Here is a 23935-nt window from a genome sequence, read left to right on the forward strand (position 1 = left end):
GGTGAGGTCGTCATCACGTCCGGCACGGATGCCGGACCGGCCTCGTCGGCCCGGACGCCAGGCTCGCAGCCGCTCCGGGTGGGGAAGACCTCCGGTGCTCAGTGCTACGTACCGGAGGAGTTTTCATGGATGTGCCCGTCTGGGTCTGGATCGTCACCGTCGGCGTGATCCTCGCGATGCTCGCGGTCGACTACGTCGGCCACGTGCGCACCCCGCACGCCCCCACGCTGCGCGAGTCGGCCACGTGGTCCCTGGCCTACGTCGCGGTCGCGGTCGTGTTCGGCGTGATCGTCTGGGTCGTGTGGGGCGGGACGTACGGCGGGGAGTACTTCGCCGGGTACATCACGGAGAAGTCGCTCAGCGTCGACAACCTGTTCGTCTTCGTCCTGATCATGACGAGCTTCCGGGTGCCCCGCGAGTACCAGCAGCGCGTGCTCCTCATCGGCATCACGATCGCGCTGGTGCTGCGCACGGTGTTCATCATCGCCGGCGCCGCGATCATCGCGAACTTCGCCTGGGTCTTCTACATCTTCGGCGCGTTCCTCATCTGGACCGCGATCGCCCAGGCCCGCTCGGGCACGGGGCACGACGAGGAGTGGAACGAGAACGGCGTCCTGCGGCTGACCCGCCGCCTCTTCCCGACGACGGACACGTACGTCGGCGACAAGATGACCGCGAAGATCGACGGCAAGCGGTTCATCACGCCGATGCTCATCGTCATGGTCGCGATCGGCAGCGCGGACCTGCTGTTCGCCGTCGACTCGATCCCCGCCATCTTCGGTCTCACGCAGGAGACGTACCTCGTCTTCGCGGCCAACGCGTTCTCCCTCCTCGGGCTGCGGCAGCTCTACTTCCTCGTGGACGGTCTCCTGGACCGCCTCGTCTACCTCAACTACGGCCTCGCGGCGATCCTCGGCTTCATCGGTGTCAAGCTGGTGATCCACGCCCTGCACACCAACGAGCTGCCGTTCATCAACGGCGGGAACCACGTCGAGGCGATCCCCGAGATCTCGACGACGCTGTCCCTCAGCTTCATCGTGGTGGTGCTCGCCGTCACGACGATCGCCTCCCTGGCGCGCGACCGGCGTGACCGTCGGGCCCGTGCCGTCGCCGCGCCGACACCCACCTCCGAAGGAGACGCATGATCCACGAGCTGCCGGTCTGGTTCGAGTGGGCGTCGCTCGCGGCGCTGATCCTCCTGCTCGCCGTCGACCTCGCCATCGTCGGCAGGCGCCCGCACGTGCCGAGCATGAAGGAGAGCGGCCTGTGGGTCGGCTTCTACGTGGCGCTGGCGCTGGTGTTCGGGCTGATCGTGCTGGCGGTGGGCGGCACAGCCCCCGCCGGGGAGTTCTACGCCGGCTGGCTCACGGAGTACTCCCTGAGCGTGGACAACCTGTTCGTCTTCGTCATCATCATGTCGCGGTTCGCGGTGCCGAAGCGGCACCAGCAGATGGTGCTGATGGTCGGCATCATCATCGCGCTGGTGCTGCGCGGGGCGTTCATCCTCGCGGGGGCGGCGATCCTCGAGCAGTTCGTGTGGGTGTTCTACCTCTTCGGCGCGTTCCTCATCTACACGGCGGTCAAGCTCGTGGCGGGAGGCGACGACGAGGAGGAGTTCAAGGAGAACGTGGCGATCCGCCTGCTCCGCCGCGTGCTGCCGGTGAGCCAGGAGTACGACGGCGCGAAGGTGCGCACGGTGGTCGACGGCAAGAAGCTGTTCACCCCGATGCTCGTGGTGTTCGTCGCGATCGGCTCGACCGACCTGCTGTTCGCGCTCGACTCGATCCCCGCGATCTTCGGGCTGACGAAGGATCCGTTCATCGTCTTCACCGCGAACATCTTCGCCCTCATGGGCCTGCGGCAGCTCTACTTCCTGCTCGGCGGCCTGCTCGAGCGGCTGGTGTACCTGCCGATCGCCCTGGCGGTCATCCTCGGGTTCATCGGCGTCAAGCTCATCCTCGAGGCGCTGCACACCAACACGCTCCCGTTCATCAACGGGGGCGAGCACGTCGCCTGGGCACCCGAGATCCCGATCTGGCTGTCCCTCGCCGTGATCCTCGGCTCGATCGCGATCGCGACGGTCGCGAGCCTGGCGAAGACGCGGCGGACCGCCGCGGTCGCCGCGAAGGACGCGGCGCCGGCGGGCGCGGCCGACGCCGCGGGTGCGGCGTCGTCGACGACGCCGGCACCGGAGGCGCAGGACGTGGCGTCGGAGCCCGGCACCGCTCCCGCGTCCTCCGGGCCGGAGTCCTCGGGCCGCTGACGACACGAGCGCACGGGCCCCGGACGGCACGCCGTCCGGGGCCCGCGCGCGTCCGGCGTCAGGCGGCGAAGCCGCCGATCACGGGCACGAACTCCCGCGCCGCGCGGTGCGCCACCAGACCCTCGCGCCGCATGGGGTCGGCCGCGAGCAGCTCGAGCGCGCCGGTCGCGTCGTCGGCCTCGACGACCAGGAGCGCGCCGCCGGGCTCGCCGTCCGGCGTCGCGGGCAGCGGGCCGGACACGCGCAGCGTGCCGCTCTCGTGCAGGCCGCGGAGGAACTCCCGGTGCTCCGGACGGACCTCCGCGAGGCGGTCGGGGTCGGTGACGTAGACGTACGTGACGGCGTAGACGGACATGGCCGCATCCAAGCACCCCGCGCGGTCGCGAGCCCGGGACGTCCAGGAGCGGGTCGGGAGACCGGGTGTGACCGGTCAGGCACGCGAAAAGACCCCGAAAGGTATAGAACGCCTGTACGAATGTCGGCGCGCCGACGTAGGATGCCCGGGTGAGCAACCGCCTCGTCATCTCCGGCGCCCGCGAGCACAATCTGCGCAACATCGAGCTCGATCTCCCGCGCGACGGGCTGATCGTCTTCACCGGGCTGTCGGGCTCGGGGAAGTCCTCCCTGGCGTTCGACACGATCTTCGCCGAGGGGCAGCGCCGCTACGTGGAGTCGCTCTCCGCGTACGCCCGCCAGTTCCTCGGTCAGATGGACAAGCCCGACGTCGACTTCATCGAGGGCCTGTCGCCCGCGGTGTCGATCGACCAGAAGTCGACCAACCGCAACCCGCGGTCGACGGTCGGCACGATCACCGAGGTCTACGACTACCTGCGCCTGCTCTTCGCCCGCGCGGGGACGCAGCACTGCCCCGTGTGCGGCGAGCCGGTCCGCTCGCAGACGCCGCAGCAGATCGTCGACAAGCTCCTCGAGCTGCCGGAGGGCACCCGGTACCAGGTGCTCGCACCCGTCGTGCGCGGGCGCAAGGGCGAGTACGCCGACCTGTTCGCCGAGCTGCAGACGCAGGGCTTCGCCCGCGCGCGGGTCGACGGCGAGGTGGTGCAGCTGACCAGCCCGCCCACGCTCGAGAAGAAGCTCAAGCACGACATCGAGGTCGTCGTCGACCGTCTCGTGTCACGCGACGGCGTCCAGCGCCGGCTCACCGACTCGGTGGAGACCGCGCTGCGGCTCGCGGGCGGCCTGGTCATGGTCGAGCTCGTCGACGCCGACATCGACGACCTCGACCGGGTGCGCAAGTTCTCGGAGAAGCGGGCGTGCCCCAACGACCACCCGCTCGCGCTCGACGAGATCGAGCCCCGCACGTTCTCCTTCAACGCCCCGTACGGCGCATGCCCGGAGTGCACCGGCATCGGCTTCCGCCTCGAGGTCGACGCCGACCTCGTCGTGCCGGACGAGGAGAGGACCCTGCGCGACGGTGCCGTGGTGCCGTGGGCGCAGACGTCGTCGGAGTACTTCGAGCGGGTGCTCACCGCGCTGGCGGAGGAGATGAGCTTCTCCATGGACGTGCCGTGGCGCGCGCTGCCGCAGCGCGCCCGTGACGCGATCCTGTTCGGCCGCAACCACCAGGTGCACGTGCGGTACAAGAACCGCTGGGGCCGCGAGCGGCAGTACTCCACCGGCTTCGAGGGCGCGGTGACCTTCCTGGAGCGCCGGCACCGGGAGACCGAGTCCGACTGGTCGAAGGAGAAGTACGAGGCCTACATGCGGGAGGTCCCGTGCCCCGTGTGCTCGGGGGCACGGCTCAAGCCCGAGGTCCTCGCGGTCACCGTCGGCGGCAAGTCGATCTGGGACGTGTGCCGGCTGCCGATCGACCAGGCCAAGACCTTCCTCGACGGGCTCGAGCTGGGCGAGCGCGAGCGCGCCATCGCGGCCGAGGTCCTCAAGGAGATCCACGCCCGGCTCGGCTTCCTCGTCGACGTGGGCCTGCACTACCTGTCGCTCGAGCGTCCGGCGGGCACCCTGTCGGGTGGCGAGGCCCAGCGCATCCGGCTCGCGACCCAGATCGGCTCGGGCCTCGTCGGCGTGCTGTACGTGCTCGACGAGCCGTCGATCGGGCTGCACCAGCGCGACAACCGCCGCCTCATCGAGACGCTGACCCGCCTGCGGGACCTCGGCAACACGCTGATCGTCGTCGAGCACGACGAGGACACCATCCGCGCGGCGGACTGGATCGTCGACGTCGGCCCGGGCGCGGGCGAGCACGGCGGCCGCGTCGTGCACTCGGGCGACTACGCCGGGCTCCTCGAGGCCGAGGGCTCGATGACCGGCGCCTACCTCTCCGGCCGGCGCAGCATCGCGCTGCCCGCGGAGCGTCGCGCGACCGACCCCGGCCGGAAGGTCACGGTCGTCGGCGCCCGGGAGAACAACCTGCGGGGGATCGACGTGTCGTTCCCGCTCGGCGTGCTCACGGCGGTCACGGGCGTCTCGGGGTCCGGCAAGTCGACGCTGGTCAACTCGATCCTGCACACCGTGCTCGCGAACGAGCTCAACGGCGCGCGCCAGGTGGCGGGCCGGCACACCCGGGTCACGGGCGTGGATCAGCTCGACAAGGTGGTGCACGTCGACCAGGGGCCGATCGGGCGCACGCCGCGGTCCAACCCGGCCACCTACACGGGCGTGTGGGACCGGATCCGCAAGATCTTTGCGGAGACGGAGGAGGCGAAGGTCCGGGGCTACGGCCCGGGTCGCTTCTCCTTCAACGTCAAGGGCGGCCGCTGCGAGGCGTGCGCGGGCGACGGCACGCTGAAGATCGAGATGAACTTCCTGCCCGACGTCTACGTGCCGTGCGAGGTGTGCCACGGGGCGCGGTACAACCGCGAGACCCTCGAGGTGCACTTCAAGGGCAAGACGGTCGCGGACGTGCTGGACATGCCGATCGAGGAGGCCGCGGAGTTCTTCGCCGCGTTCCCCGCGATCTCGCGCTACCTCACCACGCTGGTCGAGGTGGGTCTCGGCTATGTCCGCCTCGGGCAGCCGGCGCCGACGCTCTCGGGCGGCGAGGCGCAGCGGGTCAAGCTCGCGAGCGAGCTGCAGAAGCGCTCCACGGGCCGCACGATCTACGTCCTCGACGAGCCGACCACGGGCCTGCACTTCGAGGACATCCGCAAGCTGCTCGGCGTGCTGCAGTCGCTGGTGGAGAAGGGCAACACCGTCCTCGTCATCGAGCACAACCTCGACGTCATCAAGAGCGCCGACTGGATCGTCGACATGGGGCCGGAGGGCGGCTCCGGCGGCGGGACGGTGGTGGCGGAGGGCACGCCTGAGGACGTCGCGCACGTCGAGGCGAGCCACACGGGCCAGTTCCTCGCGCCGATCCTCCAGGAGCACCCACCCGTGCCGACGGCGACCCCTGCCGGCCGGGCGAGGTCCGCCGCCGCGACCTCGGCGTCGTCGGCGCCGCGGGCGCGGAGCTCGGCGAAGAGCTCGGCGACGGGCACGACGAAGGGTTCGGGGAAGGCGACGACGAAGGGGAAGACCGCGTCGAAGCGTCCCGGTAAGCGCAGCGCGGCCTGACGTCCTAGCGTGTGGCCATGGGAGCGCACCACAACTACGCCGTGACCGTCGCCTGGCCCGATGCTGCCGAGGCCGGGGCCTCCGACCCCGGTGGCGGGCCGGGCACGACGTCCTACACGTCGTACTCCCGGGACCACACGGTCCTGGTCTCGGGCAAGCCGCCGCTGCTCGGGAGCGCCGACCCGGCGTTCCGCGGTGACCCGGCGCGCCACAACCCGGAGGAGCTGTTCGTCGCGAGCCTCGCGCAGTGCCACATGCTGTGGTTCCTCCACCTGGCCGCCGAGCACGGCCTGGTGGTCCGCGAGTACGTGGACGACACGACCGGCACGATGCGGGTGGAGTCTCGGGGCGAGGGGCAGTTCACGGACGTCACGCTGCGACCGAGGGTGACCGTCGACGCGGGCCCGCAGGCGACGGACGAGGCGGTGGCGGAGCTCCACCACCGCGCGCACGCCCTGTGCTTCATCGCGCGGTCGGTCAACTTCGCGGTCCTCGTCGAGCCTGCGCCCGTGCGGCTCGCGGCGCCCACCTCGTAAGGGGCCACCCGCACCCGAGCGGGTGATCTATACCAGTCCGGTCACACTGTCGTGTCGGCTGTTGACGTGGCGGCCGTGCGTGAATATTTTCCACTCCATCCCCGTGGTGGATGGGAGTTATTTCCGTGAGCGGTGCGGAACCCGCCGCAACGGCTCACTGTGGCGCGAGACGAGGAGGTCGGCGCAGGGCCCCGGGCGGGGCAGAGCAGCACGGCTGACGGGGCGTCCCGCGACGCACCCTGACACGAAGGGCATCAACGACGATGACCAGCAACTTCACCACTGACCAGAGCAACATCACCCCCCAGCCCTCCCGTCGGTCGGTGCTCCGTGCCGTGATGTACACGGCCGCCGCCGTCCCGTTCGGCCTCCCGCTCGCGGCGTGCGCCACGGGCGGGGGAGGAGGCGAGGGGGCCACCAGTGCCGCCCCCGGTGGCGAGATGGACGCGAAGAACCCGTTCGGCATGGCCGAGAACACCACGGTCGACGCGGTGATCTTCGACGGCGGCTACGGCGTCGACTACGTCGAGTTCGCCGGAACGGTCCTCGCCGGCCTGCACGCCGGATCGACCGTCAAGGTCTCGCCCTCGACGCAGATCGCCACGGAGCTGCAGCCGCGTTTCGTCGGCGGCAACCCGCCCGACCTGGTGGACAACTCGGGCGCCCAGTCGATCGGGTTCAACACGATCCTCGACCAGCTCGAGGACCTCACCGACATCATCGACGCGCCCAACGTCGAGGGCACGACCATCCGCGACACCCTGTACGAGGGCGTCCTCGCCCCGGGCACCTACGGGGACAAGTTCGCGGCGCTCAACTACGTCCTCACCGTCTACGGCGTCTGGTACTCGGGCAGCCTCTTCGACAAGAACGGCTGGACGCCGCCCGCCACGTGGGAGGAGGCCAAGGCCCTCGGCGCGGAGGCGAAGAAGGCCGGCAAGTACCTCTTCCTGTGGGGCACCGAGGCCGCGACGTACTACCAGACCCTCGCGATCGAGTCGGCCATCAAGGAGGGCGGCGACGAGGTCCGGCTGGCGCTCGAGAACCTCAAGCCGGACTGCTGGTCCAACGACTCGCTCCAGGCGACCTTCACGATCATGAAGGAGATCATCGACGCCGGGTACTTCAAGCCCGGCGGGTCGGGCACGCAGTTCACCGCGGCCCAGGCGCAGTGGAGCAACAAGCAGGAGGCCCTGCTCTACCCGTCGGGCTCCTGGATCGAGAACGAGATGAAGGACCAGACGGCGTCCGACTTCCAGATGAAGGGCGTCCCGAGCTTCTCGGTCACCGCGAGCCCGGCGATGCCGGCGACGGCGCTGCACTCGACCGCCGGTGAGCCGTTCATCGTGCCGTCGCAGGCCAAGAGCGTCGCCGGCGGCAAGGAGCTGCTGCGGGTCATGCTCTCGAAGGAGGCCGCGACGAACTTCTCCAAGACGAAGCTGGCCCCGACGATCGTGAAGGACATCGTCCCCGCCGACGGGTTCGGGTCGACGGCACTGGTGTCGCAGACCGAGATGCTCAGCGCGGCCGGGACCGACATCTTCACGTTCAACTTCGTCAACACCTACGGCATGAACCAGGAGCAGCTCCCGATCTGGAACTCCTTCCTCGACGGCAAGAAGTCGGTGGCGGACCTCACCAAGGAGCTGCAGGCGATCACGGACCGCATCGCGAACGACGACACGATCGACAAGATCGAGGTGTCATGACCGCCATCCCCGGCGCCGGGCAGGTCCTGCCCGCCGGCGAGGGAGCTCCTGCGGGGCCCGGGCGCGGGCCCCGCAGGGGGCGGCTGGGCGGGTGGTCGTTCGACACCGTGAGCTTCTTCGTCGTCTTCCTCGGGCTCCCGCTCGCGCTCTTCCTGGTCTTCGTGATCTGGCCGTTCGTCCAGGCCGCGTTCTACGCCCTCACCAACTGGTCGGGCTTCACGACCGAGTTCGACGTCGTGGGTCTGGCGAACTTCACGACGCTGCTGCAGGACCCGCGGTTCGTCAACGCCGTCGGGAACAGCGTGATGTTCGGACTGTTCATCCCGCTCATCACCATCGTCATCGCGCTGACGTTCGCGATCCTCATCACGGTGGGCGGAGCGGGGAGGGGACAGATCCGGGGCGTCCGAGGGTCGGGCTTCTACCGGGTCGTGTCCCTCTTCCCGTACGTGATCCCGGCGATCGCCGTCGGCATCATGTGGCGCCTCATCCTCGACCCGAGCAACGGTCTGGTCAACGGCATCCTCACGGGGCTGGGGCTCGACGGGTTCCAGTCGTTCGCGTGGCTGGGGAACGTGGGCACGGCGATGCCGGTGACGATGTTCGTGGTCGTGTGGGGCTTCGTCGGCTTCTACATGCTGCTCTTCATCGCGGCGATCAAGGGCGTCCCGTCGGAGATCTACGAGGCGGCGCGGATCGACGGCGCCGGGCGGTGGCGGACCTCGTGGTCCATCACGCTGCCGCTCATCCGGGACAACGTGCAGACCGCCTACATCTACCTGGGGATCATCGCGCTCGACCTGTTCGTGTACGTGCAGGCGCTCAACCCGCAGGGCGGCCCCGACAACTCGACGCTCGTGATGTCCCAGCAGCTGTTCCGCACGGCGTTCACGGAGGGGAAGTTCGGCTACGCCAGCGCGATGGGCGTGGCGATGGCGATCGTGACCCTGGTGTTCGCCGCGCTGGTGTTCACCGTGAACCGCCTCGCCGGCGGCCGTAGCGAGAGGGGCCGGGGATGACCGCCCACGCCGAGGCGGTGCCGCGCGCGGCACGCGCCGTCCCACGGACCCGCACCGCCCGCGCGGCGGGCGGCGACCGCCTCGCCGCCGGGGTCTCGCACACCGTCCTCGTGATCTGGTGCATCCTCGTCATCGCTCCGATGATCTGGGTGCTCATCGGCTCCTTCAAGACGAGCGCGGAGATCTTCGCGTCGCCGTTCTCGTTGCCGGAGCACTGGTCGTTCACGAACTACGAGAACGCGTGGGTCGACGCCCAGATCGGCCGGGCCTTCGTGAACACGATCATCGTGGTGGGGTCCGCGCTGGTGCTCGTGATGCTCCTGGGGGCGATGTGCGCCTACGTGCTCGCCCGGTTCGAGTTCCCCGGGCGGCGGGCCATCTACTACCTCATGCTGGCGGGCCTGACGTTCCCGGTCTTCCTCGCGATCGTCCCGCTGTTCTTCGTGCTCCAGAACGCCGCCCTGCTCGGCACGCTGCCGGGGCTGATCGTGGTGTACGTGGCGTTCGCGCTGCCGTTCACGGTGTTCTTCCTCTACGCGTTCTTCCGCGGGCTCCCGGACGACATCGCCGAGGCCGCGGCGATCGACGGGGCGGGCAACTGGCGGACCTTCTTCCAGGTGATGCTGCCCATGGCGAGGCCCGGCATGGCGTCGGTGGCGATCTTCAACTTCCTGGGCCTGTGGAACCAGTTCATCCTGCCGATCGCGCTGAACCCCGAGCAGCAGAACTACGTGCTGTCGCAGCGGCTGGCCGCGTTCGTGTCGTCGGCGGGGTACGCCGTGGACTTCGGCGCGATGTTCGCGGCGGTGGTCGTGACGATCGTGCCGGTGCTCATCGCCTACCTGATCTTCCAGCGCCAGCTCCAGGGGTCCGTCACGGCGGGGACGATGAAGTAGCGGCCGCCGGCCCCCGGTCCGCCCACCGCGGCGCCGGGGGCGTCGGTGGCCTGACCTAGGCTGACGGCATGGCCGACCCAGCGACCTACCGCCCGAAGCCGGGGGAGATCCCCACGTCGCCCGGCGTCTACCGGTTCCGCGACGCGCACGGCCGCGTGATCTACGTGGGCAAGGCGAAGAACCTCCGGGCGCGGCTGTCGAACTACTTCCAGGACGTCGCGCACCTGCACCACCGCACGCAGAGCATGGTGACCACGGCGGCGTCGGTGGAGTGGACGGTGGTGGGCACCGAGGTCGAGGCCCTGGCGCTCGAGTACTCGTGGATCAAGGAGTACGACCCGCGGTTCAACGTGAAGTACCGCGACGACAAGTCGTACCCGTACCTCGCGGTGACCATGGCCGAGGAGGTGCCGCGCGCCCAGGTGATGCGCGGGGCCAAGCGCCCCGGGACCCGGTACTTCGGGCCGTACGGCCACGCCTGGGCGATCCGCGAGACCCTCGACCTCCTGCTGCGGGTCTTCCCGATCCGCACCTGCTCGGCCGGCGTGTACCGCCGCGCCCACCAGACCGGCCGACCGTGCCTGCTGGGCTACATCGACAAGTGCTCGGCGCCCTGCGTCGGTCGGATCACCGTCGACGACCACAAGCAGCTGGCGCAGGACTTCTGCGACTTCATGGCCGGCGACACGCAGCGGTTCGAGCGGCGCCTCACCGCGCGGATGAACGAGGCCGCCGCGTCCATGGAGTACGAGCAGGCCGCCCGGCTGCGCGACGACATCCAGGCGCTGCGCCGGGCCACGGAGAAGAACGCCGTCGTGCTCCCCGACGCGACCGACGCCGACGTCTTCGCGCTCGCGGGCGACGAGCTCGAGGCCGCCGTCCAGGTGTTCCACGTGCGCGGCGGACGCATCCGCGGGCAGCGCGGCTGGGTCGTGGAGAAGGTCGAGGACGTCACGGACGCGGAGCTCGTGGAGCACCTGCTGCAGCAGGTGTACGGCGCCGTCGAGGACGCGCGCGCGGCGGCGGAGGAGACGGACCTCGACGCCGACGGCCGGGCCGCGTCCCGGCGCGAGACGCGCGACGCCGTCCCGCGCGAGGTGCTGGTCCCCGTGCTGCCCCCGGATCCCGGGCAGATGTCGGCCTGGCTGACCGGTCTGCGCGGAGCCCGGGTGGAGCTGCGGGTGCCGCAGCGCGGGGACAAGCGCGAGCTCGCCGCCACCGTGAAGGCGAACGCGGAGCACGCCCTCGCCCTGCACCGGACGCGCCGGGCGGGCGACCTCACCACACGGAGCCAGGCGCTCCGGGAGATCCAGGAGGCGCTGGGGCTGGAGTCGGCCCCGCTGCGCATCGAGTGCTACGACATCTCGCACACGCAGGGCACGTACCAGTCGGCGTCGATGGTGGTCTTCGAGGACGGGCTGCCGCGCAAGAGCGAGTACCGCACCTTCTCGGTGCGCGGGCCCGAGGGCGACGGGGCGCGGGACGACACGGCGGCGATGCACGAGGTGATCACCCGCCGGTTCCGGCGCTACCTGGCCGACCGGCTGGCGTCGGGCGACGTGGAGCTCGACGACAGCGACGACAGCCGCGACGGTGCCGGCGCGCCCGCCCGCGCCCGTCCGCGCTCGGGCGAGGTGCCCGCCGAGGAGCCGGGGGAGCGCAAGCGGTTCGCGTACCCGCCGAACCTCGTGGTCGTCGACGGCGGACCGCCGCAGGTGGCGGCGGCGCAGCGCGCGCTCGACGAGCTGGGCGTCACCGACGTCGCGCTGTGCGGGCTCGCGAAGCGGCTCGAGGAGGTGTGGGTCCCCGGCGAGGACTACCCGGTGATCCTGCAGCGCTCCTCGGAAGGCCTCTACCTGCTGCAGCGCGTGCGCGACGAGGCCCACCGGTTCGCCATCACGCAGCACCGGCGTCGCCGGAGCAAGGGCATGACGGCGTCCGTCCTGGACGACGTACCGGGCCTCGGGCCGACACGCCGCAAGGCGCTGCTGAGCACCTTCGGCTCGGTCAAGCGCCTGCGCGCGGCCAGCGTGGAGGAGATCGCCGGTGTGCGCGGCATGGGCCGGCGGACCGCCGAGGCGGTCGTCGCCGCGCTCGGCGGTGACGGCGGCGCACCGGACACGACCTCAGGAGCGACCTCCCCGGCCGTAACGCCGGACGCGGGCAGCGCGCCGACCAGCCACGACGGTGCGGCTCCTGGCATGCTGGGCGCATGAGCGAGCCGGACCCCATCACCGTCCCGCAGGGCATTCCCGAGATCGAGGCCGCGACCCCCGCGCCGGAGCAGTCCGAGCCGGAGGTGCTGATCATCACCGGCATGTCGGGCGCCGGCCGCTCGCGTGCCGCGGGCGTCCTCGAGGACCTCGACTGGTTCGTGGTCGACAACCTGCCGCCGATGATGATCGTGCCGCTCGTCGACCTCATGACCCGGGCGGGCTCGTCCGTGGAGCGGCTCGCGGTCGTGGTCGACGTGCGCGGGCGGGAGTACTTCGCCGAGCTCACCCGGGTGCTGCAGCACCTGCGCGACGCCGGGGTGAACTACCGGATCCTGTACCTCGACGCGCGCGACGAGACCCTGGTGCGGCGCTACGAGAGCGTCCGCCGTCCGCACCCCCTGCAGGGCGAGGGCCGGATCCTCGACGGCATCGGCGAGGAGCGCCGCGCGCTCGCGTCGATCGCGGAGCGCGCCGACGTGGTCATCGACACGTCGGAGCTGTCGGTCCACGACCTCGCGCGCGAGGTGCGCGCCGCCATCGCGGACGGCGCCCCCGACGCGTTGCGCGTGAACGTGCTCGCGTTCGGCTTCAAGTACGGCATCCCCCTCGACGCCGACCACGTCGTGGACGTCCGCTTCCTGGCGAACCCGTACTGGATCACCGAGCTGCGTCACCTCACGGGCCGCGACGCCCCGGTGCGGGAGTACGTGCTCGCCCGGCCCGGCGCACGGGACTTCGTGGACCGGTACGTGGCCGCGCTCGAACCCGTCCTCGCCGGCTACCTGGCCGAGGAGAAGCGGTACGTGACGATCGCCGTCGGGTGCACCGGGGGGAAGCACCGCTCGGTCGCGATCGCGGGCGAGATCGCCCAGCGGCTGCGGGAGGCGGGCCAGCGGGTCTCCCTCACGGCCCGCGACCTGGGGAAGGAGTGACGACGCCGGTCGCGAGCCCTGGGGCGCCGGCGGTGACGGCGCTCGGGGGAGGGCACGGCCTGTTCGCGAGCCTGTCCGCACTGCGGCTGATGTCCGACCGGCTCACCGCCGTCGTGACGGTCGCGGACGACGGGGGGTCGTCGGGGCGCCTGCGTGACGAGCTCGACGTGCTGCCGCCCGGCGACCTCCGGATGGCGCTCGCGGCGCTGTGCGACGACTCCGAGTGGGGCCGCACCTGGAGCGACCTGCTGCAGCACCGGTTCGTCTCGGGCGGCAGCCTGGACAAGCACGCCATGGGCAACCTCCTGATCGTCGCGCTGTGGGAGCTGCTCGGCGACACGGTGACGGGGCTCGACTGGGTCGGCCGGCTGCTCGGCGCGCGGGGGCGCGTGCTGCCCATGGCGTCCGTGCCTCTCGTGGTGGAGGCGGACGTGCGTCGCGACGGCGTCGCGACCCTCGACACCGTCGTCGGGCAGAGCCGTGTCGCCGTGTCCGAGGGGCGGATCGAGCAGCTGCGGCTGGTGCCGGCGGACCCGCCGGCGTGCCCGGAGGCGGTGGAGGCGGTCCGCACCGCGGACTGGGTCGTGCTGGGCCCGGGATCCTGGTACTCGTCGGTGCTGGTGCACCTGCTGGTGCCGGAGCTCGCGAGGGCTCTGCTCGAGACCGACGCGCGGGTGTGCGTGACGCTCAACCTGGCCGCCGAGCGTGGCGAGACCCAGGGGCTCACCGCGACGGACCACCTCGAGGCGTTGTCCCGGCACGCGCCCGGGCTGCGCGTGGACGCGGTGCTGGCCGACCCGTCCGCCGTCGAGGACGTCGACGAGCTCGCCGACGCTGCCCAGGCGATGGGTGCGCGGCTGCTCATGCGGCAGGTCCGTCGCGGCGACGGGACGGCGCGCCACGACCCGCTGCGCCTGGCGGCGGCCTATCGCGACGTGTTCGAGGGCGTCTACGGGGACGTGTGACCGGCCCTCGGTGGCACCCCGCCGACGGCTCAGGGTGCTTGCCTCGCGTGGCAGGATGACGCCATGGCGCTGACGGCAGAGGTGAAGGACGAGCTCGCGCGGATCAAGGTGACCCGGACGTCGTGCCGCAAGGCGGAGGTCTCGGCGACGCTGCGGTTCTCCGGCGGGCTGCACATCATCTCGGGCCGGGTGGTGATCGAGGCGGAGCTGGACGACGAGGCGGCCGCGGCGAGGCTGCGGCAGTCGATCACGGAGCTCTACGGGCACACGAGCGACCTGATCGTGGTGCAGGCCGGGGGGCTGCGCAAGAACAACCGGTACGTGGTCCGCGTGGTGCGCGACGGCGAGTCGCTCGCCCGCCAGACGGGCCTGCTGGACTCCCGGGGGCGGCCGGTGCGCGGTCTCGCCCCTGAGGTCGTGTCGGCGGGCGTCGCGGAGGCCGAGGCGGTGTGGCGTGGTGCATTCCTCGCGCACGGGTCGCTCACGGAGCCGGGCCGTTCCATGGCGCTGGAGGTCACGTGCCCCGGGCCCGAGGCGGCGCTCGCGCTGGTCGGCGCCGCGCGGCGCCTGGGCGTGCAGGCGAAGTCGCGAGAGGTGCGGGGCGTGGACCGCGTCGTGGTGCGCGACGGCGAGGCGATCGGGGAGATCCTGCGCCGGATGGGCGCGGTGCGCACCCGCGAGATCTGGGAGGAGCGGCGCGCGCGCCGCGAGGTGCGCGGCACCGCTAACCGGCTCGCGAACTTCGACGACGCGAACCTGCGGCGGTCGGCGCGCGCCGCCGTCGCGGCGGGCGCGCGGGTGCAGCGTGCCTTCGAGATCCTGGGCGAGGACGTGCCCGAGCACCTGCGGCAGGCGGGGGAGCTGCGCCTGGCGCACAAGCAGGCGTCGCTGGAGGAGCTCGGGCAGCTGGCCGACCCGCCGCTGTCCAAGGACGCGGTCGCGGGCCGGATCCGGCGCCTCCTGTCGACGGCGGACAAGCGGGCCATCGACGTCGGGATCCCGGACACCGAGGCCGGCCTGAGCCCGGAGCTGCTCGACCTCTGACGCCGTCCGACGGGCGGCGGACGGGGCGCTCGAGCCACGGCGTCCATATGGTCGGACCACATGTCTCACGAGGCCGTCGAGGGTCAGCGGCACCACGGTTTCGGGTATAGGCTCATTCCGTCAGGTGACGACGACGTGACCCGAGGCTGACCGCCCGGTGGAAGAACGTCGGGTGGTTCCGGGGTCACGACGTGAATCATCAGCACGCCCCTCGCGGCGTGCGGAAGTCGGCATCAACCGTGTGCGTCGGGATCTCACCGGCGCGCCCTGAGGAGGGCAATCGTGACCATCCGCGTCGGGATCAACGGCTTCGGTCGGATCGGACGGAACTTCTACCGCGCTCTCGTGGAGTCGGGTGCGGACATCGAGGTCGTCGGCGTCAACGACCTGACCGACAACAAGACTCTGGCCCACCTGCTCAAGTACGACACGGTGCTGGGCCGCTTCCCGAAGTCGGTCGACTTCGACGACGAGAACATCATCGTCGACGGCCAGAAGATCCGTGCGCTCGCCGAGCGCGACCCCGCGAACCTCCCCTGGGGCGAGCTGGGCGCGGACATCGTCATCGAGTCCACCGGCTTCTTCACCGACGCCACCAAGGCCAAGGCGCACATCGACGCCGGTGCCAAGAAGGTCATCATCTCCGCCCCGGCGAAGAACGAGGACGCGACCTTCGTCATGGGTGTGAACAACGACCAGTACGACCCGGCCGCGCACCACATCATCTCGAACGCGTCGTGCACCACGAACTGCCTCGCGCCGCTCGCCAAGGCCCTCAACGACTCGATCGGCATCGAGCGTGGCCTCATGACGACGATCCACGCGTACACCGGCGACCAGAACCTGCAGGACGGCCCGCACAAGGACCTCCGCCGCGCCCGCGCCGCCGCGCAGAACATCGTGCCGACCACCACGGGTGCGGCCAAGGCCGTCGCCCTGGTGCTCCCGGAGCTGAAGGGCAAGCTGGACGGCTACGCCCTGCGCGTCCCGGTCATCACCGGCTCGGCCACCGACCTCACCTTCGAGGCTCCGAAGGAGGTCACGGTCGAGGAGGTCAACGCCGCGGTCAAGGCCGCCGCCGAGGGCCCGCTCAAGGGCACGCTGGAGTACGTGGACGACGAGATCGTGTCGTCGGACATCGTCACCAACCCGCACACGAGCATCTTCGACTCGAAGCTGACCAAGGTGATCGGCAACCAGGTCAAGGTCGTCTCGTGGTACGACAACGAGTGGGGCTACTCCAACTCGCTCGTCGCGCTGACCGTCCACGTCGGCGAGAAGCTCTGACGACTCCGGCGCCCGACATCGCTCGAGCGTGAGTCACGACGTCCGCGTGCGCGCGCCGATCCCCGGCCGCGCACGCGGACGTCGTCATGTACGGACCAGATCACCCCGGTCCGGGACGTGCGGACGCAGAGGGTCGCGCCGCACGCACCGGGCCCTGACGGACAGGTGTGCCCCATGAAGACCATCGACACCCTGGGCGAGCTGCGCGGCAAGCGCGTCCTCGTCCGCTCGGACTTCAACGTGCCGCTCGACGGCACCACCATCACGGACGACGGCCGGATCAAGGCCGCGCTGCCCACGCTGAAGCGCCTCACGGACGCCGGCGCGCGCGTCGTCGTGACCGCCCACCTCGGCCGCCCCAAGGGCGAGCCGAACCCCGCCTACTCCCTGGCGCCCGTGGCTGCGCGCCTCGGCGAGCTGCTGGGCCAGGACGTGGCCCTGGCGGGCGACCTGACCGGCCCGTCGGCCCGGGAGACCGTCGCCGCCCTGACCGACGGCCAGGTCGCCCTCCTGGAGAACGTCCGGTTCGACGCCCGTGAGACCTCGAAGGTCGACGCGGAGCGCGAGGAGCTGGCGGGCGAGCTCGCCGCGCTGGCCGACGCCTTCGTCTCCGACGGCTTCGGCGTCGTGCACCGCAAGCAGGCGTCGGTCTACGACGTCGCGAAGCTGCTCCCGGCCGCGGCCGGCGACCTCGTCCTCAAGGAGGTCGAGGCGCTCTCGCGTGCCACGACGGACCCGCAGCGCCCGTACGCCGTCGTCCTGGGCGGCTCGAAGGTCTCCGACAAGCTCGGCGTCATCGAGAACCTCCTGACGAAGGCCGACCGCCTGCTCATCGGCGGCGGCATGGTCTTCACCTTCCTCGCCGCGCAGGGCCACTCCGTGGGCTCGTCGCTGCTCGAGGCCGACCAGGTGGACACCGTCAAGGGCTACCTCGCCCAGGCCGCCGAGTCGGGCGTGGAGATCGTGCTGCCCACCGACATCGTCGCCGCGGACTCGTTCGCCGCCGACGCGCCGCACCGCACCGTGCCTGCCGACCAGATCCCCGACGGCACCATGGGCCTCGACATCGGCCCGGACTCCGGCGCGCTGTTCGCGGCGCGGCTGGCGGACGCGAAGACGGTCGTGTGGAACGGCCCGATGGGCGTGTTCGAGTTCGACGCGTTCGCCGCGGGCACCCGCGCGGTCGCGCAGGGCATCGTCGACGCGACCGCGGCGGGCGCGTTCTCGATCGTGGGCGGCGGCGACTCGGCCGCGGCGGTGCGCGTGCTCGGCTTCGACGAGGACGGCTTCAGCCACATCTCCACCGGCGGTGGCGCCAGCCTGGAGCTGCTCGAGGGCAAGGAGCTCCCGGGCCTCGCGGTCCTCGCCGACTGACGCGCCGGCGGCGCCGGACGCCGACCGATCCTTCCCACCCAGCACGAGAGAACGAGGAGCCCATCGTGGCCACCACCCGCACGCCCCTGATGGCGGGCAACTGGAAGATGAACCTGGACCACACCGAGGCGATCGCCGCGGTGCAGAAGCTCGCGTGGACGCTCAAGGACGCGAAGCACGACTACGAGGCCGTCGAGGTCGCCGTCCTGGCGCCGTTCACGGACCTGCGCTCGGTGCAGACCCTCGTGGACGCCGACAAGCTCGACGTGCGCTACGGCGCGCAGGACCTGTCGACGCACGCGTCGGGCGCCTACACGGGCGAGGTCTCGGGCCCGATGCTGGCACGCCTGGGCTGCACCTACGTGGCGGTCGGTCACTCCGAGCGTCGCGAGTACCACGCCGAGGACGACGCGCTGGTGAACGCCAAGGTGCGCGCCGCCTTCGAGCACGGCCTCGTGCCCATCCTGTGCGTCGGGGAGGGCCTGGACGTGCGCAAGGCCGGCGAGCAGGTCTCGTACACCCTCGCGCAGGTCGACGCTGCGCTGGCCGACGTGCCGGCGGAGCAGGCCGCGCAGGTCGTCATCGCCTACGAGCCCGTGTGGGCGATCGGCACCGGCGAGGTCGCGACCCCGGAGGACGCGCAGGAGGTCTGCGGCGCGATCCGTGGCCGTCTCGCGGAGCTGTACGACGCGGAGCTCGCCGCGGGCGTGCGCGTGCTGTACGGCGGGTCGGTGAAGTCGGGCAACGTCGCGCAGATCATGGCCCAGGCCGACGTCGACGGTGCGCTGGTCGGTGGCGCGAGCCTCGACCCGGTCGAGTTCGCGAAGATCGCGCGCTACCAGTCGCACGTCGCCTGACGCGACACCTCCACGGCGGGCCCGGACCCGCCCGACGGACGCCTCCCGGGATCGTCACCCGATGGAAACATCGGTGTTCGCCTCGAGAGGCGTCCGTCACTTACTCTTGACCCGGCCGGGACGACGTCCTGGTCGGGTGACGAACAGAAGCCCGCCCCGCGGGACGGACGACGAACGAGGACAGCCGAGGACACCGTGGACGTTTTGCAGATCATCCTTCAGGTTCTCCTGGTGATCACCAGCGCCTTCCTGACCCTGCTCATCCTGATGCACAAGGGCAAGGGCGGCGGTCTGTCCGACATGTTCGGCGGGGGCATCTCGAGCGCCGCCGGGAGCTCCGGCGTCGCGGAGCGCAACCTCAACCGGATCACGGTGAGCTTCGCGCTCGTCTGGTTCGTCGTGATCGTGCTGCTGGGCCTCATCACGAAGGTGAGCTGAGCCGGCACGACCGCGACCGTCGCCGGCCCCGGGCCGGTGAGGGGGCACCAGGACCGGGCCCGAGCCCGGTCCGACGGTTTCACGAAGATCGTCCGTGGGCGTACGCCCACTGAGTCGAAGGTGAGGACGACAGGACGTGGCTACTGCCGGTCATGCGATCAGGGGCTCGCGCGTCGGCGCGGGTCCGCTGGGAGAGTCCGAGCGCGGCGAGGCGGCACCCCGGATGCGGGTCTCGTACTGGTGCGCGAACGGGCACGAGACGACGCCGAGCTTCTCGGCGAACGAGGACGTCGAGCCTCCGGAGTTCTGGGACTGCCCGCGCTGCGGCTTCCCCGCCGGGCTGGACGCGGCCAACCCGCCGGAGCCGGTGCGGAACGAGCCGTACAAGACGCACCTCGCGTACGTGAAGGAACGGCGCTCCGAGGAGGACGGCGCCGCGCTCCTCGAGGAGGCGCTCGCGACGCTGCGAGCGCGTCGGACGGGGCTGCGCCGGGCGAGCTGACGGAGCAGGGTCGGGCTCCGACCCGAGGGGTGTCCACCTGTCGAGACGGTGGCGTAGTCTGGCCGCATGTTCGAGGAAGGACAGCTCTACGCCCCCGTCACCGAGGACGAGCACGGCGTCACGGTGCACCTCGCGGACGACCACCCCGGCGCGAACGACCCGGAGTACCGGCGCCGCCGGGAGGTCATCGCCGGCCCCGCGCTGCGCTGGTCGCCGGGCGACCCGGTGCCCCGCGTCGAGTACACGGACGGGGAGAACGAGATCTGGCGCACCGTGTGCGCCGAGCTCGCCCCCAAGCACGAGCGCCTGGCGATCCGCGGATACCTCGAGGGCAAGGAATCCCTGGGCCTGCCGACCGACCGGGTGCCGCAGCTCGACGAGGTGAGCGCCGGCCTGGAGCCGCTCAGCGGCTTCCGCCTGCACCCGGCCGCAGGACTGGTGCCGCTGGACCAGTTCTACGGCTCGCTCGCCGACGGCGTCTTCCACTCCACGCAGTACCTGCGACACGGGTCGCAGCCCTTGTACACCCCCGAGCCGGACATCATCCACGAGGTCGTCGGGCACGGGAACCTGCTCGCGAACCCGGCGATCGCCGACGTGAAGCGACGGGCGGGCGAGGCCGCGCGGCGTTGCGAGACGGCCGAGGGCCTGCAGTTCGTGGCGGACGTCTTCTGGTTCACCATCGAGTTCGGGGTGATGTACGAGGACGGCGAGCTGCGGGCGTACGGCGCGGGCCTGCTGTCGTCGTACGGCGAGATCGAGGAGTTCCGCGGCGCCACGATCCTGCCGCTCGACTTCTACTCGATGGGCACCGTGGAGTACGACATCTCGCACTACCAGCCCACCCTGTTCGCGTGCGACGGGATGAGCGAGCTCACCGAGCGGGTGGGGGAGTTCTTCGCCGAGTTCGACGACGAGACGCCCGCCCGCCTGCTCGCCGACCGGCACCGGTCGGCGAGCTAGCAGGTCACGCGGCCGGGCCGGCCGCGGCCGCGTCGAGCAGCCACAGCGTGCGCTCGGTGCCGCGGGCCCCGGCCGCCGGGACGTCGGTCACCGCTCCGCCCGCGAGGGCGGCGGCGGCCTGGGCCGCCTTCTCCGCTCCGGCCGCGACCACCCACACCTCGCGCGCACGCCGGAGGGCGTCGAACGTGAGCGAGACGCGCTCCGGCGGCGGCTTGGGGGAGCCGTGCACCCCGACCGTCGCCCCGCGTGCCTCGAGACCGTCGTGCCCGGGGAACAACGAGGCGACGTGCCCGTCCGGCCCCATGCCGAGCAGCAGCACGTCGAACTCCGGGACGGCCGCCTCCTCCGCGTCGGACGCGCGCGCCGCGGCGAACGGCGCGAGCTCGGCCGCGTAGGCCGCGGCCGCCTGCTCCGGCGTCTCGACGGGGTCGCCGTCGACCACCGAGCCGCGCGCCGGCATGGCGTGCACGTGGTCGGCGGGCAGGCCGGAACCCGCGACCAGCGCGTCCACGAGGGCGGCGCGGGCCTGGGTCTCGTTGCGGTCCGGGTCGCCGTCGGGCAGGAACCGCTCGTCGCCCCACCACAGGTGCACCCCGGACCAGTCCACGGCCGTGCGCAGCGGGCTCGCGGCCACGGCCTCGAGCGTCTTGATGCCCACGGTGCCGCCCGTCAGCACCGCGTGCACGGGGGTGCGGACCGACTGGACGTCGAGCAGGCGGGTGAGCAGCCGGGCCGCGGCGGCCTCCGCGAGGACGGCGGGGTCGGGGTGGACGACGACGAGCGGCGCGCTCACGCCGTGACCTTCGCCGACGCCCGGACGGTCTCGACACGCTCGAGGCCCTTGGTGAGCACCTCGCCGTAGAGCTCGTCGGGGTCGAGGCGCCGGAGCTCCTCGATGAGGGCCTCGCTCAGCGCGCGGATCGGGAGCGCCATGCGGCGCTCCGGCTTCTCGGGCTGCGTGATCGACACGACGCGGCCGTCGGGGCGGTCGAGCACGATCGGCCCGCTCTTGCGCTCCAGGGTCACGCGGGTGATCGCGTCGTCGCTGTCCGTGCGCACGACCATGGCAGGGCAGCGCAGGCGCTGGCCGAGCCAGGCGGCGAGCAGGTCGAGCGACGTGTGCTGCTTTTGGCCCTCGACGGTCACCGCGGTGACGGGCTCGAACGGGGGCTGCTCCACCGCCGCCGCGATGAGCCCGCGCCACAGGGTGACGCGCGCCCACGCGAGGTCGGTGTCCCCGGGGCTGAACGCGCCCGACAGGCGGTGCAGCATCGCGACCGGGTCGGCCGCCGTCGTCGTGTCGGTGATGCGGCGCTGCGCCATCGCGCCCATCGGGTCCGCGGACGGGGCGTCCGGGCCGCCGGTGGGCCACCAGACGACGATCGGGGCGTCCGGCAGCAGCAGGGGCATGACGAGCGTGTCGGGGTGGTCGAGCATGGGCCCGCCGGCGCGCAGCACCACGACCTCCGAGGCGCCGGCGTCGCCGCCGACGCGGATCTCGGCGTCGAGCCGGGGGGCGGAGCGGTCGCGCTGCGCCAGCGGGGCGACGACGACGACCCGGCACGGGTGCTCGTGGCTGGCCTGGTTGGCCGCCCGCACCGAGTCCTCGATGTCGGCCTCCTCCGCGACGACGACGAGGGTGAGCACCCGGCCGAGCGCCACCGCGCCGCCCTCGTCGCGCAGGTGGGCGAGCCGCTTGCCGACCGCGTTCGTGGTCGTGTCCGGCATGTCGATGATCATCGGGGCTCTCCTCTGTGGAAGCGGCACGGCTGGATGCGGCACGGGTGGGTCCGGCTCGCCGCGGCGCGGGGGGCGTCGTCCGGGGTGGGGGCGCTCGTCACGGGCGCCGCCACGAGCGGCCGTCGCGGGCCATCATCTTGTCGGCGGACTCCGGCCCCCAGGTGCCCGAGGCGTACTGCTCCGGCTTGCCCTTGCCCGCCCAGTACGCGGTCACCGGGTCGAGGATCTTCCAGGAGAGCTCGACCTCCTCGCGCGTCGGGAAGAGCGGCGGGTCGCCGAGGAGGACGTCGAGGATGAGGCGCTCGTAGGCCTCGGGGGACGACTCGGTGAACGAGTGGCCGTAGCCGAAGTCCATCGTGACGTCGCGGACCTCCATCGCGGTGCCGGGCACCTTCGCGCCGAACCGGAGGGTGACGCCCTCGTCGGGCTGCACGCGGATGACCAGAGCGTTGTTGCCCAGGTCGGACGTGAGGGAGGACTCGAACGGCAGGTGCGGCGCCTTCTTGAAGACGACGGCCACCTCGGTGACGCGGCGGCCCAGGCGCTTGCCCGTGCGCAGGTAGAAGGGCACGCCCGCCCAGCGCCGGTTGTCGATCTCGAGCTTCACCGCGGCGAACGTCTCGGTCGTGGAGTCGGGGTTGAAGCCCTCCTCCTCGAGGAACCCGACGACCTTCTCGCCGCCCTGCCACCCGGAGGCGTACTGGCCGCGGGCGGTGTGGCGCCCGAGGTCGCGGGGGAGCCGCACCGAGGAGAGCGCCTTGATCTTCTCGGCGCGGAGGGCCTCGGCGTCGAAGTTGACCGGCTCCTCCATGGCGACGAGCGCCAGGAGCTGCAGCAGGTGGTTCTGGATCACGTCGCGCGCGGCGCCGATGCCGTCGTAGTAGCTCGCGCGCCCGCCGATGCCGATGTCCTCGGCCATCGTGATCTGGACGTGGTCGACGTAGTTGCTGTTCCACAGCGGCTCGAACATCTGGTTCGCGAACCGCAGGGCGAGGAGGTTCTGGACCGTCTCCTTGCCGAGGTAGTGGTCGATGCGGAAGACCGACTCCGGGTCGAAGACCTGGGAGACGACGGCGTCGAGCTCACGCGCGCTCTCGAGGTCGTGACCGAACGGCTTCTCGATGACGACGCGGCGCCACGCGTCCGGGGACGACTTGGAGAGCCCCGACTCGGACAGCTGCCGGCACACGATCGGGAACGCGCTGGGCGGCACGGACAGGTAGAACGCGTGGTTGCCGCCGGTGCCGCGCTCGGCGTCGAGCTGCTCGACGGTCTGGCGCAGACGCTCGAACGCCTCGTCGTCGTCGAACGACCCCTGCACGAAGCGGATGCCCTCGGCGAGCTGGCGCCAGGTGGCCTCGCGGAACGGCGTGCGGGCGTGCTCCTTGACCGCGTCGTGCACGACCTGGGCGAAGTCCTCGTCCTCCCAGTCGCGGCGGGCGAAGCCCGTCAGCGCGAAGCCGGGCGGCAGCAGGCCGCGGTTCGCCAGGTCGTAGACGGCGGGCATGAGCTTCTTGCGGGACAGGTCGCCGGTGACCCCGAAGATCACCAGGCCGCTGGGGCCGGCGATGCGGGGGAGCCGCAGGTCGAGGGGGTCGCGCAGGGGGTTGTGCTCGGCGGTGATCTTGGCCGGTCTCACGAGGTGGGCACCGTTCTTCGTCGT

General features: G+C 71.6%; 21 protein-coding genes. 17 read left to right on the forward strand and 4 right to left on the reverse strand.

Going from position 1 to position 23935, the window contains the following annotated elements; translation table 11 throughout:
• The first annotated feature begins 125 nt into the window (after window positions 1–125).
• Window positions 126–1145: a TerC family protein gene (locus ACQP6G_RS06340; RefSeq protein ID WP_429763393.1), complete on the forward strand. Its 1020-nt coding sequence runs from the start codon at window positions 126–128 to the stop codon at window positions 1143–1145.
• On the forward strand, window positions 1142–2263 hold the full coding sequence (locus tag ACQP6G_RS06345; RefSeq protein ID WP_429763394.1) for a TerC family protein: 1122 nt from the start codon (window positions 1142–1144) through the stop codon (window positions 2261–2263). The genes ACQP6G_RS06340 and ACQP6G_RS06345 overlap by 4 nt, the downstream gene beginning before the upstream one ends.
• A gap of 58 nt (window positions 2264–2321) precedes the next feature.
• On the opposite strand, the gene ACQP6G_RS06350 is transcribed toward ACQP6G_RS06345, so the two are convergent.
• Window positions 2322–2618 (reverse strand): YciI family protein, encoded by a 297-nt coding sequence (locus tag ACQP6G_RS06350; protein WP_429763395.1) that lies wholly within the window; start codon window positions 2616–2618, stop codon window positions 2322–2324.
• Window positions 2619–2767: 149 nt separating this feature from the next.
• Here ACQP6G_RS06350 and uvrA point away from each other — a divergent pair, with 149 nt between their 5' ends.
• The 15 genes from uvrA to ACQP6G_RS06425 all read left to right on the forward strand — a co-directional run bounded on the left by uvrA (window position 2768) and on the right by ACQP6G_RS06425 (window position 20532).
• Entirely contained in the window at window positions 2768–5794 is a 3027-nt protein-coding gene (gene uvrA, locus ACQP6G_RS06355; RefSeq protein WP_429763396.1) for an excinuclease ABC subunit UvrA, read from the forward strand.
• A 17-nt stretch (window positions 5795–5811) separates the two neighbouring features.
• Complete coding sequence (locus ACQP6G_RS06360; protein WP_429763397.1) at window positions 5812–6330, forward strand: OsmC family protein; 519 nt, start codon at window positions 5812–5814, stop codon at window positions 6328–6330.
• A gap of 263 nt (window positions 6331–6593) precedes the next feature.
• Window positions 6594–8039, forward strand: a complete 1446-nt coding sequence (gene ngcE, locus ACQP6G_RS06365) for an N-acetylglucosamine/diacetylchitobiose ABC transporter substrate-binding protein (protein ID WP_429763399.1) — start codon at window positions 6594–6596, stop codon at window positions 8037–8039.
• Window positions 8036–9058: a carbohydrate ABC transporter permease gene (locus ACQP6G_RS06370; protein WP_429763400.1), complete on the forward strand. Its 1023-nt coding sequence runs from the start codon at window positions 8036–8038 to the stop codon at window positions 9056–9058. The genes ngcE and ACQP6G_RS06370 overlap by 4 nt, the downstream gene beginning before the upstream one ends.
• Entirely contained in the window at window positions 9055–9954 is a 900-nt protein-coding gene (locus ACQP6G_RS06375) for a carbohydrate ABC transporter permease (protein WP_429763401.1), read from the forward strand. Before ACQP6G_RS06370 ends, ACQP6G_RS06375 begins: the two co-directional genes overlap by 4 nt.
• Window positions 9955–10022: 68 nt before the next feature.
• The gene (gene uvrC / locus ACQP6G_RS06380) at window positions 10023–12170 is read left to right on the forward strand and encodes an excinuclease ABC subunit UvrC (RefSeq protein ID WP_429763402.1); all 2148 of its coding nucleotides are present in this window, start codon (window positions 10023–10025) and stop codon (window positions 12168–12170) included.
• Window positions 12167–13102: an RNase adapter RapZ gene (gene rapZ, locus ACQP6G_RS06385; protein WP_429763404.1), complete on the forward strand. Its 936-nt coding sequence runs from the start codon at window positions 12167–12169 to the stop codon at window positions 13100–13102. The genes uvrC and rapZ overlap by 4 nt, the downstream gene beginning before the upstream one ends.
• Window positions 13099–14067, forward strand: a complete 969-nt coding sequence (locus tag ACQP6G_RS06390; RefSeq protein WP_429763405.1) for a gluconeogenesis factor YvcK family protein — start codon at window positions 13099–13101, stop codon at window positions 14065–14067. Before rapZ ends, ACQP6G_RS06390 begins: the two co-directional genes overlap by 4 nt.
• Before the next feature lie 63 nt (window positions 14068–14130).
• On the forward strand, window positions 14131–15111 hold the full coding sequence (gene whiA, locus ACQP6G_RS06395) for a DNA-binding protein WhiA (protein WP_429763406.1): 981 nt from the start codon (window positions 14131–14133) through the stop codon (window positions 15109–15111).
• A 282-nt stretch (window positions 15112–15393) separates the two neighbouring features.
• Complete coding sequence (gap, locus tag ACQP6G_RS06400; RefSeq protein WP_429729141.1) at window positions 15394–16398, forward strand: type I glyceraldehyde-3-phosphate dehydrogenase; 1005 nt, start codon at window positions 15394–15396, stop codon at window positions 16396–16398.
• A gap of 174 nt (window positions 16399–16572) precedes the next feature.
• Window positions 16573–17772: a phosphoglycerate kinase gene (locus ACQP6G_RS06405; RefSeq protein WP_429763407.1), complete on the forward strand. Its 1200-nt coding sequence runs from the start codon at window positions 16573–16575 to the stop codon at window positions 17770–17772.
• 89 nt (window positions 17773–17861) lie between these two features.
• On the forward strand, window positions 17862–18629 hold the full coding sequence (tpiA, locus tag ACQP6G_RS06410) for a triose-phosphate isomerase (protein ID WP_429763789.1): 768 nt from the start codon (window positions 17862–17864) through the stop codon (window positions 18627–18629).
• Window positions 18630–18824: 195 nt separating this feature from the next.
• Entirely contained in the window at window positions 18825–19067 is a 243-nt protein-coding gene (gene secG, locus ACQP6G_RS06415) for a preprotein translocase subunit SecG (RefSeq protein ID WP_380326827.1), read from the forward strand.
• A gap of 136 nt (window positions 19068–19203) precedes the next feature.
• Window positions 19204–19569 (forward strand): RNA polymerase-binding protein RbpA, encoded by a 366-nt coding sequence (locus ACQP6G_RS06420; protein ID WP_429763408.1) that lies wholly within the window; start codon window positions 19204–19206, stop codon window positions 19567–19569.
• 66 nt (window positions 19570–19635) lie between these two features.
• On the forward strand, window positions 19636–20532 hold the full coding sequence (locus ACQP6G_RS06425; protein WP_429763409.1) for a phenylalanine 4-monooxygenase: 897 nt from the start codon (window positions 19636–19638) through the stop codon (window positions 20530–20532).
• A 4-nt stretch (window positions 20533–20536) separates the two neighbouring features.
• Here ACQP6G_RS06425 and pgl read toward each other — a convergent pair whose 3' ends face one another.
• From pgl to zwf, 3 genes are all read right to left on the reverse strand, one after another.
• Complete coding sequence (gene pgl / locus ACQP6G_RS06430; protein WP_429763411.1) at window positions 20537–21325, reverse strand: 6-phosphogluconolactonase; 789 nt, start codon at window positions 21323–21325, stop codon at window positions 20537–20539.
• Complete coding sequence (gene opcA / locus ACQP6G_RS06435; protein WP_429763412.1) at window positions 21322–22272, reverse strand: glucose-6-phosphate dehydrogenase assembly protein OpcA; 951 nt, start codon at window positions 22270–22272, stop codon at window positions 21322–21324. The genes pgl and opcA overlap by 4 nt, the downstream gene beginning before the upstream one ends.
• A 97-nt stretch (window positions 22273–22369) precedes the next feature.
• On the reverse strand, window positions 22370–23911 hold the full coding sequence (zwf, locus tag ACQP6G_RS06440) for a glucose-6-phosphate dehydrogenase (RefSeq protein ID WP_429763413.1): 1542 nt from the start codon (window positions 23909–23911) through the stop codon (window positions 22370–22372).
• Window positions 23912–23935: the final 24 nt, after the last annotated feature.

Origin of the sequence: Isoptericola nanjingensis, from assembly GCF_050311635.1 — a bacterium.
Classification (GTDB): Bacteria; Actinomycetota; Actinomycetes; order Actinomycetales; family Cellulomonadaceae; genus Isoptericola; species Isoptericola nanjingensis.